Genomic DNA, 21,166 nt, shown 5'->3' with positions numbered 1-21,166 from the left:
GTGCCGAACATCAATGCCTTGGCCTCGGGCGCAGCGAGCTGGACCACCCGTCGGCGCAAGGGCTTGCCGCGCGGGGCCTCCCGGGCCGCGCGTCCGATGAAATCGTCCGCCTGATCCCAGGCACCCGTGAACCCTAGTCCCGATTCCAGGGGGGGGTCTGCGTCACCAACAGCTGCACCCCAGGCACGGTAGCCCGCTTCCAGGCGCAACGTGTTGAGGGCGACATATCCGGCGTGGCCAAGGCCGAGATCGGCACCGGCGGCCACCAGGGCGTCAAAGACGCCTAATGTCTGCTCGGTCGGGATGTGAAGTTCCCAGCCCAACTCGCCGACAAAGGTCATCCGGAAGGCGAGCGCGAGACTGTATGCGACCTCGATTTCACGAGCCGTTGCGAAGGGAAATGCCTCGTTTGAGAAATCCGCGGGACTGACGCGCTCCAGTAGTTCGCGCGATCGCGGACCCATGACGGAGAGAGTGGTGTATCCGGATGAGACGTCGGCTACCGAGACGTGGCCGGCTCCCTTGGCGTGCAAGCGCAACCACGCGAGATCGCGGGTGCGTTGGACGGCCGCTGTCACGACGAGAAATTCCTCATCACCGGTGCGCGCGATCGTGACGTCGGACTCCATGCCACCCCGCTCGTTCAGCCACGGCGTATACACGATCCGGCCGACCGCCACGTTCACGTCGTTGGTGGACAAGCGCTGTAATAGGGCAAGGGCATCGGGCCCCTGAACCAGTATGTGTGCGAAGGAGGTCTGGTCAAACAAAGTGACGCCGGAGCGGGTGGCCGTATGCTCCGCGCCACTTCGCTCGAACCATTCGTCCCGGCCGAACGTCGCATGGTTTTCATTCGGCGATCCAGGCGCACCAAACCATTGAACGCGTTCCCAACCGGCACTTTCACCGAAATTCGCACCGACGGCGGACAAGCGGTCGTGTAGGGGGGACACGCGGACATTGCGTGCCGTCTTCGGTGACTTGTGCGGCAAGTGAAGCGCCCAGAGGTTGCCGACCGCCTCCACCGTGCGGTCGTACAGATACCGCTTGTTCCGCTGGAAGGGCATAGACCGCCGGACGTCCATTTCCCAGCAGTCGCCCGCTGGCAAGCCTGTCGACATCCATTCTGCCATGACCTTGCCCGCACCACCCGAGGACTCGATGCCGCAGGAATTGAATCCAGAGGCGACATACAGACCTTGGATTTCAGGAGATGGCCCGAGGTGGAACCGGTTGTCCGGCGTGAAGGTCTCAGGGCCGTTGAAATTCAGCTGCAGGCCGACATTTGCCAGGACGGGCATGCGATCGATGGCCGCGGAGAGATACGGTTCGATGTGGTCGAAATCCTCGGGCAACGAATCGAAACTGAAATCGTGGGGTATGCCATTCATCCCCCAGGGTTTGCCATCGGGCTCGAAGAAGCCCACGAGGAGCTTGCCGGCGTCGGCCTTTGCGTAAACACGCGCGTCCATGTCGCGGATCGTCGGTAGGTCGTGAGGGAGGTCGGGAATTGCCTCCGTGACAACATAGAAATGCTCGGCAGCTTGCAAGGGCACCGACCAGTTGAGGTCAGCAGCCACATTCCGCGTCCACAGGCCGGTGCTGATAACCGCCTTTTCAGCACGAACCGTGCCCTGACTGGTTTCCACGCCGACGAAGCGGCTCTTCTCGACGAGGATGCGTGTCACCGGGGCCCGCTCAAGGATCGTTGCTCCACCCTGGCGAGCCCCGGCCGCGAAAGCACGAGCCGTATCGATAGGGTTGGTCATTCCGTCGGAAGCGATCCATGCCGCCCCGAGGACATCACTGACATCGATCAATGGAACGCGGCGCTGGGCTTCCGCAACGCTGATCATCTCCACATCCAGGCCAAACGAGCGGCCCATCGAGGACCCGCGCTTAAGCTCTTCAAGCCGGTCCTGGGTCGCGGCGACGGTGATGGAGCCGGTTTGACGAAAGCCAGTGGCTTGGCCGGTCAGTTTCTCAAGGTCCCTGAACAGCTCCGCCGAGTATTGAGCAAGCTTGGCCATGGTTTCATTGGCGCGGAGTTGCGTCACGAGGCCCGCAGCATGCCAGGTCGTGCCGCATGTCAGCTGGTCCCGTTCCAGAAGCAAAACATCGCGGTGGCCCAGACGCGTTAGGTGGTAGGCTATCGAGAGGCCGATGATGCCACCTCCGATGATCACGTATTCGGCATGGGACGGTAATATGCTGGCCATTTGAAACCCTGTTCTAGCCTTGTCGCGGAAGCGCGGGGGCAAGGCGGGTTGGTTGTGGCAAACAAACTACTGTCAGACGTGCTCTGATTTCCGCCGATCTCCAGGCTAGGTCCGCAGAATTTCTGCGCCCTCAGGGCGGCCGACGCAGTGTTACTCCAAGCGGATGACGGCGGCGCTTGCCGAGGATCAGCACCGCCGTTTTCACAACGCGTTGCATTGCCGGCGAGATAGCCTCTATAAGGCGCTGAAATTCTGCCTGCGGCTGTGGTAATCCAGCACAGCGACGTAGGAGAAGAAAGCACAGCCGAGATCACCCTAGATGACATACGACCGGATCGATGCCCGCATCCTGGAACTGGTTCAACGGAATAACCGCCTAACCTCCGATGTCATTGCGGAAAGGGTCGGGCTTTCCGCCACCGCGTGCCAGCGTCGCCTTAAGAGACTGAGGGCGGAAGGAATCATCGAAGCGGATGTCTCGATAATATCGGCGAAGGCCGTCGGCCGACCCATCCAGATGATCGTTATGGTGACCCTGGAACGGGAGCGCGCCGACATCATCGACAAATTCAAGCGGGATATCAAATCCTCAGCCGAGATTGCGACCGGGTTCTACATAACCGGCGAAGCCGACTTTGTGCTCTATATCACCGCGCGTAGCATGGAGGATTACGAACAATTCACGCGCAAGTTCTTTTATCAGAACGCGCACATAAAGAGTCTTAAGACCATGGTGGTCGTCGACCGGGTCAAGGCAACGTTTGGGGTCCCTGTTCAGGATCCGGAAGACCCTTGAGCCGTATCCTTGCGCCGCTTGCTACTTTCCGCACGCGGTCTAGCGCTTGGGTCACGCGAGCCCCGCCCTGTGTCCGGTGCGTGCTTTGCTGTTCCGCGTTCCCCTTGGTCCCCGGCCTTGGAATCCACCAACTCCGCAACTGGTGGCCCGGCTTTGTTCGTCGGTTTCATCGCTACTATGCCGAGTCAGACTTCTCTGTATCCGTCCATCAACGGCTACGGCTCCTCGCCTTCCCGCTGCGGGCCATCAACCAGATACCCGCCAAATGCCGGCTTGGGTGGCCAATCCAGAGATCTCCCGGTTCACTTACAAGCAGCTTCCAGGCCAGGGTCTGCGACCGCCGGGCCAGACGGATGCTTGCGATGGCGCACCCGCACGTGTTGCCCTTCCGCTCAGTTGACAGCGTCGGCGCCCGGGAAATCACTCTTTCGCGGGTGAGTAGGCCGAAGGACTTTCACCTTCGGCCCCTCGCAGAACCCAGCGTGAAACTCTCTCCTCATTGGGCTCCCATCTCCTAGCTGAACCCTACGACGTTCGACCGCCCAATCGTTACGGAAATCGTGGAGGGGCATGGCCGGACATGATCATTCGTGGTGACCCGTCGCTCGAAAGTGCCTGCGTGGCAGCCGCTCGACGCCTGGTCGTGCGAGGCGTAGCCGTGATCTCTTCCGACTGTGGCTTTTTCATCCGGCATCAAGCGGCGGTGGCCGCTGCCGTCAATGTTCCCGTAGCGATGTCCAGCCTTCTCCTGTTCCGACCTTGCTGCGGCAGCAGGCGCCTACTCACAAGATTGCCGTCGTAACAGCTGATTCGCGACATTGCGGTGAAGATCTGCTTGGCCTCGACAATCCCAGAGACCGAGCGAGAGTGGTCATCGGCGGCGTTGAAGGCGGCGAATTCCTTCGCAACGCGTTGATGCGTCCTCTAGCGGACCGACATCGAACAGATCGAGAGTGAGGTCTCGGGTTGCGTCGCGCAACTTCGCGCTGAGCATCCTGAAAATCGGGATGCTGCTGTTCGAATGCACGGGGTTTCCCTATGTCACGAACGCACTCCGCCGCCATACAGGGTTAGCCGACCCGGTTGGCGTCGAAGCGCTGGCCGTAGGCCGTTCGACGGCCTTGGTGTTAAGAATGCCGGCAATGACGGCGTCGGGTAGTGTGGCGCCAACCTCGTCGACGCTCAGTACGAGAGGAAGCTTGTGCTTTCGCGCGCGCAACGGAGCGTTGAAGGGCGACGACGTCTGCTTCGTCGGCATCGGCGCGCCGTCGGCGGCCTGCAACGTGGCGCGGCTGACGCATGCGCCCGACATCACGCTGATCTATGAGAGCGGCACGATCGGCACGGCGCCGGACGTGCTGCCGCTGTCGATCGGCGACGTGGAACTCTGCGACACTGCCGTCACTACCGTCTCGGTGCCGGAGATGTTCCGCTACTGCCTGCAAGGCGGGCGCATCACGATCGGTTTCCTGAGTGCGGCGCAGCTCGACCGGTTCGGCAACATCAATACGACGGTGATCAGCGATTATGCCGGACTGCCAAAGGAAGTTTCCGGTTCGACCGTCAACCGGCTGTGCGGCTCGGGCATGGATGCGGTGATGATCGCCGCCCGCGCCATCAAGGCCGGCGAAGCCGAACTGATGATCGCGGGCGGGGTCGAGAGCATATCCCGCGCGCCCTTCGTCATGCCGAAGGCCGAGACTGCCTTTTCGCGCAATGCCGAGATTTTCGATACGACGATCGGCTGGCGTTTCCTCAACCCGTTGATGAAAAAGCAGTGCGGCGTCGATTCCATGCCCGAGACGGGCGAAAACGTCGCCGAGGAATTTTCAGTTTCCCGCGCCGACCAGAATGCCTTCGCCGTTCGGAGCCAGAACAAGGCCGTCGCCGCGCAGGAGAATGGCCGTCTCGGCAAGGAAATCACCGAAGTCAGCATAGCCCAGCGTAAGGGTGACGCGGTTTTTGTTGGTAAGGACGAACATCCCCGCGCTGGCACAACCTGGAAGCGCTCACCAAGCTGCCGACGCCTTTCAGGCAGGGCGGGACGGTCACCGCCGGCAACGCCTGGCGTCAATGACGGAGCCGCGGCGTTGATTATCGCTCCCGAGGCGGCGGCTAGAAAATACGGCCTGACGCCGATCGCTCGCATTCTCGGCGGCGCCACAGCCGGCGTCGCGCCGCGCATCATGGCATGGGACCGGCGCCGGCGACGAAAAAACTCTGCGCCCGCCTCGGTGTCACGCCGCACGATTTCGACGTCATAGAACTCAATGAAGCCTTTGCCTCCCAAGGCATTGCCGTGCTCCGCGAAATCGGGATTCCCGAGGACGGGGAGCACGTCGACCCCAATGGCGGAGCGATCGCGCTTGGCCACCCACTCGGCATGTCGGGCGCACGCATTGTCGGCACCGCGGCGCTGGAACTGCGCGAACGCGGCGCGAAACTGGCGCTCGCCACCATGTGCATCGGCGTGGGCCACCCGCTTCCTCGATCGCCTGATCGATTACCTTCGGCACCCGAGCATCAGCGCCGAAAATGTCGGCATCGCCGAAGTCGGCGCCCTGCTGGTCGAGATGCTCACCGGGATCGGGCTCGAGACCAGCCTAGCGCCGACCGAAGGGCACCCGATGGTGGTGGCGCGCTGGGAGAAAGCGCCGGGCAAAGCGACCGTTCTGCTCTACGGCCATTACGACGTGCAGCCGGCTGACCCGATCGACAAATGGCTCTCGCCGCCCTTCGAGCTGACGATCCGTGACGGGCGCCTTTACGCACGCGGTGTGGGCGATAACAAGGGCCAGCATTTCGCAGGTCCTGGCAATCGAGTCTCATCTCAAGGTGCATGGCGCGCTGCCCTGCAACGTCATCCTGCTGCTGGAAGGTGAAGAAGAGACAAGCAGTCCGCACGTCGCCGATTTCGTGCGTGCTGCGCCGTCTGGCGTACCGAAGTTCGGAGTTGCGGTTGCCGCCGATTCACCCACGCGATTCTGGCGCATGTCAGGGTGGCGTTCCGTGGTACGGCCCGGTGATATGGGAGGGGCGGCGGCGTCGTGAGGCAACTCGCTATCCGATGAGGCGCAGCAGTTTGGGATCCTGGCGGTCAATTTCCTGTTGGCGAAGAATCAGGCGGGGGCGGAAGGCTGGAAGAGTGGGGAGCGCAATCGCCGGAACTGGATCCGAGACTCAGCGTGATCTCCGACAGACTGTCGAGAGTCTGCAGAGCCATGATCTTGAACATGACCACGGGGGGCTGAGTAGCAACAGTTTGGCAAGAGGCGACGATATGATTTCGTCTACGCCAATGAGTTCACGAGCAGCAAGCGAATGAGTCCGCGAGTTTAAGAACCTCATAAGAGACGCTCGCGGGAGCGAAGCTTCATTTCGGCTCAACAAATCAAAGACGTTTCATTGCGGCAGGCGCCGGCCATCTCAAAACGCGATAGTACGGTCCGGGACATTATATTGGCGAACTCTAGGTTAAGTGGCGCATGCTTGGGGGATAGCCGAACTACATCCGCCGTCAACGCAGTCCGATAGAAATCGAGCGAGCTGAAGTGCAGATCAAAGATGTCCTCCTCGCGCCCGGCAACGGCGCATTTTTCTATGACGATCAGGCCGCCATTAGATCCGGCGCGACCCAGGACGGCTTCCGCTATGTCGGCGAACCGATAACGCTTGGCTTCACGTCGATTCGCATTCCAGCATCTTCGCTCAGCATCGGGCTCGTCCTTACGGACGAGACCGTTGTATGGGGCGACATGATGAACGTCCAGTACTCTGGTGCCGGTGGACGCGATCCTCTGTTCGACGCCAATCAGATCTCAGTTTTTACGTCACGCGTGGTCGCGCCGCGGCTTTTTGATGTCGATGCATCTCGGTTTCGTACTTCTTGCGCAAAGGTTTTTGAACCTGTCGAACATCTGCGCTTACCTCTGGCTGTCGAGTATGGCGTGAGCCAAGCGCTGCTTCGCGCAGCCGCCCACCTACAGCGCAAGACAATGGCGGAGATCATATGCGCGGAGTTCGGTCTGCCGCTACCGACGTGCCGCGTCCCGATCTACTGCCAGAGCGGTGACGCTCGCGAAATCAATGTAGATAAAATGATACTGAAGGGCGTGGATGTGCTTCCCCACGGCCTGATCAACTCCCGGCAGAAATTCGGCATCGGCGGCCAGACCTTCATGGAGTTTGTGAAGTGGGTTGCAACGCGTACGCGCGAAATCGGCCGCCCTGGGTATCATCCGGTGCTGCATTTCGATGTGTATGGCTGGATTGGTCTCGAGATCGGCCTGGAGCCGCCACGGATCGCCGACTTCATCTGCAGGGTTGCTGATACCGTTCCGGATTTCACGCTGAACATCGAGTGCCCGGCGGACTTTGGTTCCACGCAGGCCCAAATTGAGAACTACGCCCGGATTGTGTCGATTTTGAACAACCGGGATTCCAGCGCGCGCATTGTCGTGGATGAGAGATGCAATACACTTGAGGATATTCGGCTCTTTGCCGAAGCCAAGGCCACGCATCTCGTTCAAATCAAGACGCCCGATGTCGGCTCGATGGCCGACACAGCGCGGGCCGTTCTCCTCTGCAAGGAAAACAAGGTCGGAGCGTATGTCGGGGGAAGCTGTACCGAGACAGATCTCTCCGCCCAGGCTTCTGTCCACGTATCGGTGGCAACCCAGGCCGACATGATGCTTGCAAAGCCCGGAATGGGTGTCGACGAGGCATTTTCCATCGTCGGGAACGAACAGAACCGGTTGCTGGCGATGCTGAACCGTCGTCGGACTCAAAACGAAAACGTTGGATGAAAAGCACGGTGTCGCATGCAGAACTCTCTTGAGGGGATCATCGTCGTAGCCGTGGAGCAGGCCGTGGCCGCGCCTTATGCGTCGTCTCGCCTTGCGGACGCCGGCGCCCGGGTGATCAAGATCGAAAGGCCCGAAGGGGACTTTGCGCGACACTACGATAAACTGGTGCGGGGACAGAGCGCTTACTTCGTCTGGCTCAACCGGGGTAAGGAATCGGTGTGTCTGGACCTGAGGTCGGGGGCGGACCGGGCCGTCCTAGAATCGCTCATCGCCGGTGCTGACGTCTTCATCCAGAATCTGAAGCCGGGCAGTATCGAAAAACTGGGTTTCGCGTCTGCTGATCTCCGTCGACGATATCCGCAGCTGATCACGTGCGACATCTCCGGTTTCGGGGAGAAAGGGCCGTATTCCCATTTGAAGGCCTATGATCTCATCGTCCAGGCCGAAACAGGTCTCTGCGCGATCACCGGCACCCAACAGGGGCCCGCGCGTGTAGGGGTCTCGGTTTGCGACATATCGGCGGGTATGACGGCGCATAGTGCTATTCTTCAGGCGCTGTATCACCGCGAGGTCACCGGCGAAGGGACAAGCATCCAGGTGTCACTGTTCGATGCCGTCGCCGACTGGATGAATGTTCCGATCCTGCAAAACGACTATAGCGGCTACCACACGGTACGCTCGGGCGTGAAACACCCGTCGCTGGCGCCGTACGGCGCCTATCGTTGTGCCGACGGCAAAGAGGTCATCTTTTCGGTTCAGAATGACCGTGAATGGGTGAATTTCTGCGAGAAGTTCCTGAAGCAGCCGGGGCTTACACGCGCACCTGATTTTGCCGACAACATGGAGCGTCTCGGTCACCGGGCGCAACTTGATGAGATCATTGAACTGCGTTTTTCTGAACTATCCTGCCATGAAGCAATGCGCGAGCTCGAGGCGGCCGGTTTGGCATATGGCCGACTGAACGAAGTGGCCGATGTTTCAAAGCATCCCCACCTTCGCAGGGTTGAGGTTGGCACCCCCGAAGGAACCGTCGAGACGATAGCGCCGGCTGCGATCTTCAACTCCGAGCACCCCTCGCTTCGCCCAGTTCCCGCTCTTGGCGCTCATACCGAGACTGTCCGTGAGGAGGCTCTGGGGCGTTTGCGCGAGAGAGTCGCGTCAGCGTGAGCGCGCATCTCGCTAAAGTGAGTGCGCACGCGATTTCGAAAGAGCCTGTGTACCTCGCATCATCTCAGCACGCCGGCCGCCCAGAAAGCTCACTGGCACCGCCGTCGCTAAAATCGGCCGCAGAGGCGACTCCATGATCAAGGACACCTTTGCGGCCGTTGAAAGCGCGATGTCTGTACCCCGCTGGAGATCCTTGCTCTTCGTTCCCGCTCACGTTCCGCGCTTTGTGGAGAGGGCCCATGAGCGGGGTGCAGATGGCGTCATTCTCGACCTGGAGGATTCCGTTCCCCATGATCAGAAGGGCGAGGCACGGCGGCAGCTTCCTGAATCCGTGGCAAAGGTGGTGCGCAAGGGCGCATCTGTTTTGGTCCGCGTGAATCGTGGTTTGCGCGCCTTGGCGACCGATCTCGATGCAGCCGTGATGGCTGGTGTTGACGCACTGGTTCTTCCGAAGACGGATTCGGCAGAGTGGGTTTTAGAGATCGCGAATGCGGTATCGGACCTTGAACGACAAAGAAATCTTCCACTGGGAGGCATCCGGTTCCTGGCCCAGATCGAGACCCCGGGCGCCTTGCAAAGGCTCGCGGCCATTGCGTCGGCCCATCCCAGGATGGTTGCAATGGCCCTAGGCCCTGAAGACTTCAGTGCCGCTGTTGGCGGCGCACCGGAATTCGACCTTCTCGTGACGCCGAACCTTTCCGTTCTGTTTGCCGCCCGTGCGGCCGGGTTGCTGCCGCTAGGCTTCATAGGAAGCATTGGCGAGTTCTCCGACACTGATAAACTTCGTGAAGCCGCGGTGCATGCGCGGCGGCTTGGCTTTGCCGGAGCTTTGGCGATCCATCCGACGCAGGTGGCCATATTCAATGAAGGTTTCTCTCCGAGCGCCCAGGAGCTCGAGTGGGCACGTCGCGTCGTCGCGGCGGAAAACGCTGCCGCCACCCGTGGACTGTCTGCATTCTCGTTGAACGGTAAGATGATTGATCCGCCAGTAGTTCGGCGCGCCCACGAGATCCTGGCTCTCGCCAGCAATAACTGACCTGCATTGAATTAGCGGTCGGACAAGCGCTGGTATTCGAATCATGGTCCGACAATCTTGTTGCTTGCCTGCCATCTCGTTTCGAGATAGATAAGAAGGCACTGGGGAACATGCCCCGGTTGGATTTGATCATCGTGGACATCAGGCAGTTAAGATACTTTGTCGGCGTCGTCGAAGCCGGAAGTTTCACAAAGGCAGCTGCGACCCTCAACGTTGCTCAAAGCGCTCTAAGCCTGCATGTGCGTCAACTGGAGGAAGGATTCGGCACCCAGCTGCTGGTTCGCGACAGGACCGGTGTCAGCGTCACGGCGTCCGGAGACAAGCTGCTTGAGCGCGCGCGGAACATCCTGAAGGAAATTCAGCTCACTGAGGCAGAACTAACCAACTCGGTGGCTGCTCCTTCCGGTGAGGTTACCATTGGCATTCCGTCGGGAGCCGCTCGCGTCCTTAGCGGTCCGCTGCTTGAATCGGTAAGAAACGAACTGCCGAGGATCTCACTTAAGATGATCGAGGGCATGACGGGACCGCTGGAGGAGTGGATGGCTGCTGGCCGCTTCAGTCTGGCTATCCTCTATCGCACTGCCGAGAGCGTGGGGCGGATGACGGTGCTGGCACGCGAAGAATTTTGCCTGGTAGTGCCGCCAGGTGAACCCCCTTTCGAAGACGAGATAGCTCTCGGCAACCTGCATGCGTTCCCGCTGGCGGTTCCCATGCGTAACAACAACGTCAGGCGTTCGGTGGCTGATGTCGTTGCGCAGCACGGTTGTGTGCTGGACGTCAGATTCGAAGTCGACTCCCTTTCTACGATCATTAGTATGGTCATGGAAGGAAAGGCCTATTCTATTCTGACTCCGTCAGCCATTCAGAAAGAGGCGTCTCAAGGCCAAGTCCGAACGGTTAAAATCATTGATCCAGTGATTACCCGTTCCGTTGTGCTCGCCGTCAATCCGAGGGATGAGCGCTCTCCAGCCGTTTCTGCGGTTCGCAAGCTGATCCCCAAGGTCGTCAGGACATTGATCGAGAGTAAGCACTGGTCAGCCACGGCTCCGGCCCGAGCTTAGGCACATCCCATACCAGTTCAGTACTATCGCTCCTCCGCGGCTGGTTGCGGGATATCAATCTGGATTCCAGATGGTTTTGGGCGATATTCCATATTTGACCGAACCCGATCAAAGCGAGGAAACTGCAGACAAGCGGGCCTAGGTTCGATATCGGCGGGTCTCGCATTGGCAGAAATACTCAAGCGGAGCATGGGATGTCCAACGCCACCAGCTATGAGCTTTTCATCAATGGCAGGTGGCGAGCCGGTAGTGACGGAAGTACTCTGCCGGTGACCAATCCGGCGACAGAGAAGGTATGTGGCTCGGTGGCCGCGGCTTCAGCGTCGGATCTCGATAAGGCTCTCGCTTCTGCAGAGCGAAGCCGCAAGACTTGGTCCTCACGACCTGCAAAAGATCGTGGCGAGATTCTCGTAGCAGCCGCCAAAATTCTGGCAGCGAAGGCTGAAGCCGCGGCTAGGGACCTGTCAGCCGAACAGGGAAAGACGATTGCCGAAGCGACAGGTGAGTATGCGCGCGCCGTCGAAACGCTGGAGTGGAACGGAACGCATGCCGAAGAGTTGTCGGCCCCTATTCCGATGGGCCCGAACCGGATGATCGTCCCCGAGCCACTTGGCGTCGTTGCTGCCTTTACGCCTTGGAACTATCCCGCCGTTCTCATCGCCCGCAAGCTCGCCCCTGCTTTGGCGGCAGGCTGCCCGGTGATCCTCAAAGGCGCTGAAGAGACACCGAGCGCCGCAGTTCATATCGTCGAAGCTCTACGTCAAGCGGGTATTCCGGACGGCGTGGTCAATCTCGTCTTTGGCGTTCCGGTGCAAATATCCCGGCACTTACTCAGCTCGCCGATCGTCAAGGTTCTGACTTTCACGGGCTCTACCGAGGTTGGAAAACAGCTCGCCAAGCTCGCCGCGAATAACTTGCAGCGATGCATCCTCGAGCTCGGTGGGCACTCCCCCGTCATTGTATGCGACGATGCCGACTTGCCAAAAGCTATACCGGCAATCACGGAATACAAGTTCGAGTGCGCTGGCCAGAGTTGCAACGCACCCAGCAGAATCCTCGTCGCGCGAACCCTATATGAGGAATTCCTGTCCGGGATGATCGAGGTCGCCCGCAAGATCAAAATCGGTCCGCCGGACGACCCGGCGACGGAGATGGGGCCGATGGCAAATGCACGGCGCATCGAAGCCATGCAGCGTCTTATCAAGGATGCGGTCGATCGCGGTGCCGCCGTCGAAACCGGTGGCACCCGCCTTGGCCAGCCGGGTTTTTACTGGCCCCCAACCATCCTGACCGGCGTGCCAAAGGAAGCGAAGGTGCTTCATGACGAGCCGTTCGGACCGATCCTCACCGTGGCGCCGTTCGACACGATCGAGGAGGCGATCGAAGAAGCCAACGCCACTGACTATGGCTTGGCCGCCTACTTCTTCACCGGTGCTGACGATACCAAACGGGCGCTAATCGGCGGTCTTTCGGCCGGCGCTCTTAGTGTAAATTATCTTAAAGGGGTTTCAGCAGATGCGCCGTATGGAGGCGTTAAACAGAGCGGGTATGGATATGAAGGAGGGGAGCAGGGGGTGCGGAGCTTCCAGAGCCTGAAACTGGTCAACGGGTTCGGTTCATTCGGATGAGATTTCGTGAATAGGACAAGATCGACCATTGCCGAGGAGGATATCACAAAGAGCGTCGCAGACGCCCTTCAGTACATCTCGTATTACCATCCTCCCGACTTTATCCGGTACCTTTCGCAGGCATACACTCGTGAACAGAGCCCGGCGGCGAAGAATGCCATCGGGCAGATCCTTCTGAACTCCCGCATGGCGGCCTTCGGACGTCGTCCGATCTGCCAGGACACTGGCCTGGTGGTTGTCTTTGCAAAGGTCGGCATGAACGCCCGCATCAAATCAACGGCCAGTTTCGCTGACTTGGTGAATGAGGGCGTCCGTCGGGCATATCTTGACCCGGGCAACCCGCTTAGGCCATCGATCGTCGCCGATCCGCTCGCCGGACGGATCAACACCCGCGACAACACGCCGGCGGTCATCCACGTCGACCTCGTGCCCGGCAACCAGATTGAGATCACGATCGCCGCAAAAGGCGGCGGATCGGAAAACAAGGCACGTTTCACCACCCTGAACCCCAGCGCGTCCGTTGCCGACTGGGTGGTCGATACTGTTTCGACCCTTGGCAGTGGATGGTGCCCGCCCGGCCTGATCTCGGTCGGCATCGGTGGTAGCGCTGAAAAGGCGATGCTGCTGGCGAAGGAGGCCATGAACGAGCCCATCGATATGTTGGAACTGATCGCCAGGGGGCCGTCAAGTGCGGAGGAGGCACTGCGGGTTGAGCTTTATGAACGAATTAATGCGCTAGGCATCGGCGCTCAGGGGCTAGGCGGCCTTACGACAGTCGTTGACGTCAAAGTTGCTACCTATCCAACCCATGTGGCGTCCAAGCCTGTGGCGCTCATTCCGCAATGCGCCGCCAACCGGCACTTGAAGTTTATCTTGGACGGCACAGGACCGGTACAGCTCCAACCGCCCGACCTTTCCGAATGGCCCCAGATCGGTCATGAGGGCTTGCACACGACCGGCGTCCGTCGGGTCAATCTCGATGCGCTCTCGAAGGAAGAGACGGCATCGTGGCGCTGCGGGGAAACCCTTCTTTTCTCCGGAAAGATGCTGACCGGCCGTGACGCCGCCCACGAGCGCATCGTCGACCTAGTCGATGCCGGCAAGCCGCTCCCGGTCGATCTGCGCGGACGCGTGATCTACTACGTCGGACCAGTCCGCGCGGTGAGGGATGAGGTCGTCGGACCGGCTGGCCCGACAACCTCCAGCCGCATGGACGGTTTTACTGAAAAGATGCTCGCCGAGACTGGGCTATACGCGATGGTCGGCAAAGCGGAGAGGGGCCCGGCCGCCATCGAGTCGATTGTCAGACACAGAACGCCCTATCTCATCGCAGTGGGTGGCGCTGCGTACCTGATTTCAAAATCGATCAAGGCGGCGCGGATCGTTGCCTTTGAAGACCTGGGCATGGAAGCCATCTATGAATTCGAGGTGCAGGACATGCCGGTCATCATGGCTGTCGATGTCGAGGGAAACTCCATTCACAATTCCGGGCCTCTTGAGTGGCGTAAGCGCATGGCGGCCGACAGCATCGCCCGCAGCATCGGCGTTTGAGTCTTCCGGCTGGGCGATCCGGCCAGGCTCAATGTCGCGACATCGGGCCGGGCCGGACTCTGGGCCGTAGCGGCAACACGGGCGGCATTTGCGGTGCCTAGGCTCCTCGGCGAGCCAAAGAAGAAAGGCTTTCAATTCATCTCGAAGCCAAATGCGCCGATGTAAATACCGCATGGACCATGCCGTCCACCCGATCGATGCTCGGGAACTGTCGAGGGTGCCAATCAGGTAAAGTAGCGGAGATTCAAAAAATGTGGTGTCTATTTCGACGAGGTCTCTGCCGAAAGGCGACTAAACCTCTCCAGTGCGTCATCGCCCCGTTAGCGGCGGGGCGATAGCCAACTGCTTCTAAAGCCTTTCCATGGTTCGAACTCCCTCACCTGACTTTCGACAACCCCACTCTGGTGCATTGCGGGCCGAGAATGGGTGCCGTCCACTACATTTGTTCGCTTCAATTAATGATAGAATTGGTCGGCACTGATTGCGCTGTCGACCACGGCTTGAGAGCAAAGGTCATGAAGTCGAAACCCGACCCTGTGCGACTAGACGCTTGGGACATCCGGATTCTCTCAGAGATTCAGTCAGACGGTCGGATTTCGAAAAGCGAGCTCGCAAAGCGTGTTCATCTTTCGGCTTCGGCCTGTTCGGAGCGGCTTCGTTTACTCCAAGCCGCAGGGATCATTGAGGGGTTCTACGCCCGGTTAAGTCCAGCCCTCGTCGGGGGCATTGTTTTTGTGATGGTGGAGGTGGTTCTGGATCGACACCGTCTCGAGGACCAACGACACTTCGAGGCTGCGATCCAAGACATCCCGGAAATCCTCGACTGCTGGGCTATAGGGGGGCGGATCGATTATCTGATGCGCGTTTCATCTCCTTCTATGGCTGCGTATCAGGATTTCATGGAGGGACTGCTGCAGGCCGGCTTGGGTATCGATCAATACTACAGCCTTGTCGTGACAAAACCAGTGAAATCCAATTCTCCGATCCCGGTGTCCGCACTACGACAACGGTAAATTCCCGAAGCCTTGGTTTCCACGGCGATTGGTGCCGATTCCGCGAATTCGTCGGCTAAAGAGGTGAATTTCCGTGAAACTCAAGAGGTGTTTGCCGGTATATTAATTGCTAAAGAGGCGGCTGGCCGAGTGTTCCCGCCGCCTTATTGCGAGGAGAGGGACGATGCGCTTGAGCAATCTGGGAACCGAGCAACTCCGGGAGAAGGATCGAAGCTTCGTCTTCCATCCGTCCACGCACCTGGCCAAGCACAGCCGTGGCGAGACGCCAAACCGGATCATGGCCGGCGCAGAAGGCGTCTACATCTGGGATACGGAGGGTCGGAAAAGTCTCGACGGTTTCGGCGGGCTCTATTGCGTCAATATGGGGTATGGCTGCACCGAGATAGCCGACGCCATTGCCAGGCAAGCGCACGGGTTGCCGTTTGCCCATGTCTATGCGAGCCAGGGCACGGAGCCGGTCGCGCTTTTGGCGGAGGCCGTGGTCGAATATTTCGGGCAAAACATGCGAAGGGTCTATTTCGGCCTTTCCGGCTCCGACGCCAACGAAACCAACATCAAGCTGGTGTGGTACTACAACAACATTCTCGGCCGCCCTGAAAAGAAGAAGATCATCTCGCGGCATCGCGGATATCACGGGTCCGGCTTGGTCACCGGTAGCCTGACAGGCCTTCCCTTCTTTCACGATTTCTTCGACCTGCCGCTGAATCTGGTGCGCCATACGACGGCGCCCCACCATTATCGCCAGGCGCATGATGGCGAAAGCGAGGAGGCGTTCTCTAGCCGCTGTGCCAACGAACTTGAAGCCCTTATCCTCGCTGAAGGCCCAGAGACCGTTGCAGCCTTCATTGGAGAGCCGGTACTTGGGACCGGAGGCATCGTTCTACCCCCAAAGGGCTACTGGACCGCCATTCAAGGGGTGCTTGACAAGTACGATATCCTTCTTATTGCCGATGAGGTGGTCTGCGGCTTCGCGCGAACCGGTGAGAAATTCGGTTCCCACCTCTATGGCATGCGCCCGGATTTCGTAACCATCGCCAAGGGCTTGAGTTCCGCTTACCTGCCTATCTCCGGTTCGATTATCGGTGACCGGGTCTGGTCGGTTTTGGAAGAAGGGACGGAAAAGCACGGGCCGCTCGGCCATGGCTGGACATATTCTGGTCACACGCTTTGCGCGGCGGCCGCGCTTGCCAACATTAAATTGCTAAAGGAAAGAAACATCCTGGAACATGTTCGGGACGTCGGACCCTATTGGCAAGCCCGCATGAAAGCCGAACTGGAGCGACATCCTATTGTCGGCGAGGTTCGCGGCATCGGCATCTTATCCGCCGTGGAGCTGATGCGGGATCCGAAGGGCCGGGTGCCATTTGAACCCGGACTTCAGGTCGGCGTGCGCGCCGCCGCTGCTTTGTTTGAAAATGGTGTCATAGGCCGCGCCATGCCGCATGGCGATATCCTCGGCTTTGCCCCACCTCTGATCATTACCCGAAAAGAGATCGACATCATCGTCGATGCGACTGCGAAATCAGTCGATGCGACCTATCGCGCGCTGAAGGCTGAGGGCGCGGTTTGATGCTGCTCCCGACGAGCTTGCCGCGTTTCGCCGAACCGACGGCGGCACTCGTCGTTTCACTTGCGGGCGTCTATGCGCTGTCATCGCGCTGGCGACCCCCTCGGGCAAGAATGTGGGGCCGCGCGTGGCGGCCCTGCTCGATGCCGTGCAGGCGTCGGAGATCATCGAAGTGGTCTCGCCTGACACGTTCAAGCCGCCGGTCTATGCCGGCAACGCCATCCAGACCGTGCAGTCTACCGACACCAACAAGGTGATCACCGTGCCCACCACTTCGTTTCCAAGCGCCTCCCAAGGCAATGCGGCTGCCGTCGAGAATATCTCGGCGGCAGCCGACCCGGGTCTCTCTATTTTCATCGAAAACAAGCTCTTCGAAACTGACTGTCCGGAGTTGATCTCACCCAAGATCGTTATCTCCGGTGGCCGTGCGCTGTGCTCCTCAGAGAGAATTCCAGGAAGTCATCCCGCCCGTCACCGACAGGCTCGGTGCCGCCGTCGGCGCTTCCCGCGGCGCGGTCGACGCCGCCTACGCGCCCAAAGACTGGCAAGTAGACCACACCAGAGGGTCGTCGCGCCCAATCTCTACACCGCCGTCGGGATCTCCGGTGCCATCCAGCACCTTCCGGTATGAAGGACGCGCAGGTCATTGTCGCCATCGACAAGGGACGACGAAGCGCCACTGTTCCAGGTCGCCGACTACGCCTCGTCGGCGACGTTTTTTTCGTAATCCTGCCCGAGCTCTCAAGATCGAATTTGACCCAGGGTACAATGTCCCAACTCCAGATCCTAACTCTAACCTGCGATGACGGTCCCGGCATCGTCGCGGCCGTTGCAACCGAACTGGCTGTGCTCGGTGGCAACATTGCCGAGAGCAGCCAATTCTGGGACCGCACCAGCAATCGCTTCTTCATGCGTCTGGCCGTTGAAGGAGACGAGTCCCTTTCGACGGCGTCAATCGAGCGTGCGCTTAAACCGGTAATCGACCGCTTCGGTTTGTGTGTTCACACCGTCGATGCTCGTCGTAGACCGAAGATCATCATAATGGTGTCGAAATTCGAACATGCGATGCTTCATCTGCTTTATCAGATCAAAGTCGGTTGGCTGAACGCAGACGTGGTCGCGATCGTATCTAACCACGAAGACAGCCGTGAGATCGCTAGGCGGGAGCGGGTCCCCTATCATTGCTGGCCTGTATGCAAGGACAACAAGACCGAGCAGGAGCAAAAGCTGCTGGGTCTCGTAGCCGAAACGGGTGCGGACCTCGTGATCCTGGCCCGATATATGCAAGTCTTGTCCGACGACTTGTCAACTCGCCTGTTCGGCAAGATGATCAACATCCATCATTCCTTCCTGCCCTCCTTCAAGGGCGCGAAGCCCTATCATCAGGCATACGAGCGCGGAGTGAAACTCATCGGGGCAACCGCGCATTACGTGACGCCCGACCTCGACGAAGGTCCCATCATAGATCAGGAGACTGAGCGTGTAACGCATGCGATGAACGCGGAGGATTTCGTCGCAACGGGTCGCGACATCGAAAGCCGGGTCCTTGCACGGGCCGTCAAGCTGCATGTGGAGCGGCGGATTATGCTCAATGGAAATAAAGCAATCGTGTTCTCAGCTTAGCTGAGAACGCCTCAATGTGAAAATCTGTATCTTCGACCAATCACAAAGGAGAATGGACATGGCACGGCCGCCAATCCCCGGCAATCCAGGCCACACCCCGCCCGGCCCGCCCGACTGGGTCCCCGGCCCACCAGATGGCGTTCCGGGTCGTCCGCCCGGCGTTCCGCCTGGCCCCAAGGACCCACCTCAGCCGCCGGACCGTCCTGTAGGATGACCTGGATAGGCTATGGCGATCTGCAAACAGGTATGCTCCCCCACTGGGAGCATACCTGCGTTGGACGATTGGATTTCGAACTCCGTGACCTGGCATTCTTCGCCCGAGACTCGCTGCGAATCGACGAAGACCAACTGAAACAGGGGGTGCTCAGCATCGAGTTCGAATGGCCGCTGGCATCCGGGGACGTCTACCAGCTTCGCGCAGTTTTCCCCGACAGCTATCCCTTCGTGCGCCCGCAAGTAGCCCTTCGAGGAAACCCGAAAACTTTTCCGCACAAGCATTGCTCACCGACCGACGGCAACCTTTGCCTGTTGGGCCGTGACACAGGACTGTGGTCCATCAAGTGGACGTTGGCGAAACTTCTGGAGAAGCAACTCGCCAACGCTCTGAATGGTACGGGCATGGAGGATCCACAGGGCGAACCGATGGAATTCTGGTGGAACGGCTTCGCCCCGGCATTCGATGGCTATGTCGACGGCAGCTATATGTTGATCGACACTGCCTGGAATGTAGGAGCTGAAACAGGGGGCACCTTGCGGGCGTCTTACTCCCTTCAAAAGATGGACGACAAAATTAGATTCCAGGGTGTGGTCGAGGAAATCAAGGCGAAGGACGGGTCCGTTCTAGCTGCCCGGAAATTTCCGCTTCCTCCCGGACTTCAATTGAAGAAGGTCACGGGCATATTTCCGTGGAGGCGCGTAGGTCGTTTCGCGCCGCCATCGCCCGAGGGTTGGCGGAAAGCGCAGGGCCAGCTTACCTTTGGAGGCCACGTGATCAATAGTGGCTCGCCCGCTATTTCGATGTCCGTCACGGTCCAGTCGACGGAACTCAGCCACCGCGTTGACGGCGACACCTGGCTATTTCCACTGCGTTACGGACCAGCAAAGTCGTTCCGGGCTGTGAAGCAAGGACAGAGAGGGACCAGCCCGTCCATGATCATAGTTCCCACGCTCCGCGCCGGGGCCACAGACATCGGCGCCCGAGTTCCATCGGTCGGCATCTTGAAGGATAAGGTGATTGCCATCTTCGGGATGGGAGCTATTGGTGCCCCAGTTGCGATCGAGCTTGCCCGCAACGGCTGTTCCCATCTCACCGTCATCGACCATGACATCGTCGAACCAGGAAACTCGATCCGATGGCCGCTTGGTGCGACGGCCTGGGGAATGCGAAAGACGACCGCCGTCAAGCACCACGTGGAATCCGAATACCCAAGCGTCGAGGTCGAGGCGATCCATCACACCGTAGGCATAGCCGCGGCGGCCGACGGGAACGGAAGAGACCATTCAGTTCTACCGCCGATTTTTGGGAAGGCGGACATCGTCATCGATGCAACGGCCTCTTCCGGAATCTCACGTTTGCTGGCCGATCACTGCAAGTCCGCCGGCAAACCGATGATCTCTCTTTTCGGGACGCTCTCATTGAAGGGGGGCGTCGTTGCTGCCTATCAGCCGAAATCCGGCTGTCCAACCTGCCGCGAATTCGCCTATGCGAAAGGTTTGATCGAGAAAGCTCCTGGGTCAGGAGAAATCTCCGCGCTAAATCAGCCGGCTGGATGCGCCGAGTTGACCTTCACTGGGGCTTCATTCGATCTTCATGAATTATCGCTGGAAGCTGTCCGGTTGACCGTGGACATTCTCTCGCAGCCAGCCGATTTCAAGGAATCCTTGGTTCACACACTCACATTGCATGACGGCATCAAGCGGGTGCCGCCGTCTTGGCGGGTGGATGGGTTGCCTCCCATGAAAGAATGCGGATGCAACCCATAGTGTGGGTGCCTCGGGCGATAATGCAGGCCATGCAGATCGATGCCGACCTCTGGTATGATCGGGAAACGGGTGGGACCTTCATGGGATACTGGGCCGAAAGCAACGTTGCCGTCGTAACAGCAATGATCCCGGCCGGGCCCCGAGCATCTCACGAGCGAAGCAGCTTTCTCCCTGATCAAAGCTGGCAACAGGCGGAGATTGCGAAGCACTATGAGCGTTCCGGGAGGTTGGACACGTATCTCGGGGACTGGCACACCCACCCCGATGCCGTCTCGAACCGCCTGAGCTGGACGGATCGAGTATGCCTGAAAACGATCATAAAAGATCGTGTCCCTGGGAGTGGTGTAGCTGACGGCTTTGGTCGCCGTGCTCTCCGGCATTGGCCGGGCTGATCAGCGCGCCACGGCTGGCAAGCTGATCAGAGGATCATCGCTCATCTGCGACATCGTTTCCAGTGTCATGTATCTTGCGCGCTGGACGGCCCATTCATCGTTCTGTTCGAGCAGCAGGGCGCCGACGAGGCGCACGATCGCATCGTCGTTCGGGAAGATTCCGACGACCTCGGTGCGCCGCTTGATCTCGCCGTTGAGACGCTCGATCGGATTCGTCGAGTGGAGCTTGGCGCGATGTTCCTTCGGGAAGGTCATGTAGGCCAGCACGTCGGGCTCGGCGTCGTCCATGATTGTCGCCAATTTCGGCACCTTCGGCCGGATCTGG

15 protein-coding genes and 3 pseudogenes are annotated in these 21,166 nt (G+C 59.5%); 16 read left to right on the top strand and 2 right to left on the bottom strand.

The genetic code is table 11. The annotated features are described in order from the left end of the window. Positions 1-2,219: GcvT family protein (locus NKH57_RS30075; RefSeq protein ID WP_352949753.1), on the bottom strand; the 2,219-nt coding region annotated here is incomplete at its 3' end. A 319-nt stretch (positions 2,220-2,538) separates the two neighbouring features. Here NKH57_RS30075 and NKH57_RS30070 point away from each other — a divergent pair. The 16 genes and pseudogenes from NKH57_RS30070 to NKH57_RS29995 all read left to right on the top strand — a co-directional run bounded on the left by NKH57_RS30070 (position 2,539) and on the right by NKH57_RS29995 (position 20,841). Further along, positions 2,539-3,015 (top strand): Lrp/AsnC family transcriptional regulator, encoded by a 477-nt coding sequence (locus tag NKH57_RS30070; protein WP_352949751.1) that lies wholly within the window; start codon positions 2,539-2,541, stop codon positions 3,013-3,015. Positions 3,016-4,214: 1,199 nt separating this feature from the next. Continuing rightward, a complete protein-coding gene (locus NKH57_RS30065; RefSeq protein ID WP_352949749.1) occupies positions 4,215-5,279 on the top strand; it encodes a thiolase family protein in 1,065 nt (354 codons plus the stop codon). Next, a pseudogene (locus NKH57_RS30060) lies at positions 5,207-5,434 on the top strand (3-oxoadipyl-CoA thiolase); the annotation flags it as partial. The gene NKH57_RS30065 and the pseudogene NKH57_RS30060, both read left to right, overlap by 73 nt. A 76-nt stretch (positions 5,435-5,510) precedes the next feature. Next, positions 5,511-5,991 (top strand): annotated as a pseudogene (locus NKH57_RS30055) (M20/M25/M40 family metallo-hydrolase); the annotation flags it as partial. Between the two features lie 575 nt (positions 5,992-6,566). After that, positions 6,567-7,820: a methylaspartate ammonia-lyase gene (locus NKH57_RS30050; RefSeq protein WP_352949747.1), complete on the top strand. Its 1,254-nt coding sequence runs from the start codon at positions 6,567-6,569 to the stop codon at positions 7,818-7,820. Positions 7,821-7,835: 15 nt separating this feature from the next. Further along, positions 7,836-8,987 carry a CaiB/BaiF CoA transferase family protein gene (locus tag NKH57_RS30045; RefSeq protein ID WP_352949745.1) on the top strand — a complete coding sequence of 384 codons (1,152 nt, stop codon included), beginning with the start codon at positions 7,836-7,838 and terminating at the stop codon, positions 8,985-8,987. 133 nt (positions 8,988-9,120) lie between these two features. Next, positions 9,121-10,023, top strand: a complete 903-nt coding sequence (locus tag NKH57_RS30040; RefSeq protein ID WP_352949743.1) for an HpcH/HpaI aldolase/citrate lyase family protein — start codon at positions 9,121-9,123, stop codon at positions 10,021-10,023. Positions 10,024-10,157: 134 nt separating this feature from the next. After that, on the top strand, positions 10,158-11,084 hold the full coding sequence (locus tag NKH57_RS30035) for a LysR family transcriptional regulator (protein ID WP_352949755.1): 927 nt from the start codon (positions 10,158-10,160) through the stop codon (positions 11,082-11,084). Positions 11,085-11,278: 194 nt separating this feature from the next. After that, positions 11,279-12,712 carry an NAD-dependent succinate-semialdehyde dehydrogenase gene (locus NKH57_RS30030; protein ID WP_352949741.1) on the top strand — a complete coding sequence of 478 codons (1,434 nt, stop codon included), beginning with the start codon at positions 11,279-11,281 and terminating at the stop codon, positions 12,710-12,712. 6 nt (positions 12,713-12,718) lie between these two features. Further along, complete coding sequence (locus NKH57_RS30025; protein ID WP_352949739.1) at positions 12,719-14,263, top strand: fumarate hydratase; 1,545 nt, start codon at positions 12,719-12,721, stop codon at positions 14,261-14,263. Between the two features lie 515 nt (positions 14,264-14,778). Beyond that, the gene (locus tag NKH57_RS30020) at positions 14,779-15,276 is read left to right on the top strand and encodes an Lrp/AsnC family transcriptional regulator (RefSeq protein WP_352949737.1); all 498 of its coding nucleotides are present in this window, start codon (positions 14,779-14,781) and stop codon (positions 15,274-15,276) included. Positions 15,277-15,439: 163 nt separating this feature from the next. Further along, a complete protein-coding gene (locus NKH57_RS30015; protein ID WP_352949735.1) occupies positions 15,440-16,846 on the top strand; it encodes an aminotransferase in 1,407 nt (468 codons plus the stop codon). Positions 16,847-16,869: 23 nt separating this feature from the next. Continuing rightward, positions 16,870-17,593, top strand: a pseudogene (locus NKH57_RS30010) (FAD-binding protein); the annotation flags it as partial. An 18-nt stretch (positions 17,594-17,611) separates the two neighbouring features. Beyond that, on the top strand, positions 17,612-18,466 hold the full coding sequence (gene purU / locus NKH57_RS30005; protein ID WP_352908139.1) for a formyltetrahydrofolate deformylase: 855 nt from the start codon (positions 17,612-17,614) through the stop codon (positions 18,464-18,466). A 210-nt stretch (positions 18,467-18,676) separates the two neighbouring features. Then, entirely contained in the window at positions 18,677-20,449 is a 1,773-nt protein-coding gene (locus tag NKH57_RS30000) for a ThiF family adenylyltransferase (protein WP_352949733.1), read from the top strand. Then, a complete protein-coding gene (locus tag NKH57_RS29995) occupies positions 20,431-20,841 on the top strand; it encodes a Mov34/MPN/PAD-1 family protein (protein WP_352949731.1) in 411 nt (136 codons plus the stop codon). Before NKH57_RS30000 ends, NKH57_RS29995 begins: the two co-directional genes overlap by 19 nt. Here the strand turns inward: NKH57_RS29995 and NKH57_RS29990 are convergent. After that, the coding region (locus tag NKH57_RS29990) for a transposase (protein WP_352949729.1) at positions 20,842-21,166 on the bottom strand (325 nt) is incomplete at its 5' end.

The sequence above is a fragment of the Mesorhizobium sp. M1050 genome (assembly GCF_040318715.1).
GTDB lineage: Bacteria > Pseudomonadota > Alphaproteobacteria > Rhizobiales > Rhizobiaceae > Mesorhizobium.
Note: the sequence above shows the minus strand (reverse complement) of the source record. Positions and strands in the feature narration are given on the sequence as shown.

What these genes read in the sequence shown, in the direction of transcription:
- NKH57_RS30070 (WP_352949751.1), top strand. Translation starts at nt 2,539, where the DNA reads ATGACATACGACCGGATCGATGCCCGCATCCTGGAACTGGTTCAACGG.
- NKH57_RS30045 (WP_352949745.1), top strand. Translation starts at nt 7,836, where the DNA reads ATGCAGAACTCTCTTGAGGGGATCATCGTCGTAGCCGTGGAGCAGGCC.
- NKH57_RS30040 (WP_352949743.1), top strand. Translation starts at nt 9,121, where the DNA reads ATGATCAAGGACACCTTTGCGGCCGTTGAAAGCGCGATGTCTGTACCC.
- NKH57_RS30030 (WP_352949741.1), top strand. Translation starts at nt 11,279, where the DNA reads ATGTCCAACGCCACCAGCTATGAGCTTTTCATCAATGGCAGGTGGCGA.
- NKH57_RS30020 (WP_352949737.1), top strand. Translation starts at nt 14,779, where the DNA reads ATGAAGTCGAAACCCGACCCTGTGCGACTAGACGCTTGGGACATCCGG.
- NKH57_RS30015 (WP_352949735.1), top strand. Translation starts at nt 15,440, where the DNA reads ATGCGCTTGAGCAATCTGGGAACCGAGCAACTCCGGGAGAAGGATCGA.
- purU (WP_352908139.1), top strand. Translation starts at nt 17,612, where the DNA reads ATGTCCCAACTCCAGATCCTAACTCTAACCTGCGATGACGGTCCCGGC.
- NKH57_RS30000 (WP_352949733.1), top strand. Translation starts at nt 18,677, where the DNA reads ATGACCTGGATAGGCTATGGCGATCTGCAAACAGGTATGCTCCCCCAC.
- NKH57_RS29995 (WP_352949731.1), top strand. Translation starts at nt 20,431, where the DNA reads ATGCGGATGCAACCCATAGTGTGGGTGCCTCGGGCGATAATGCAGGCC.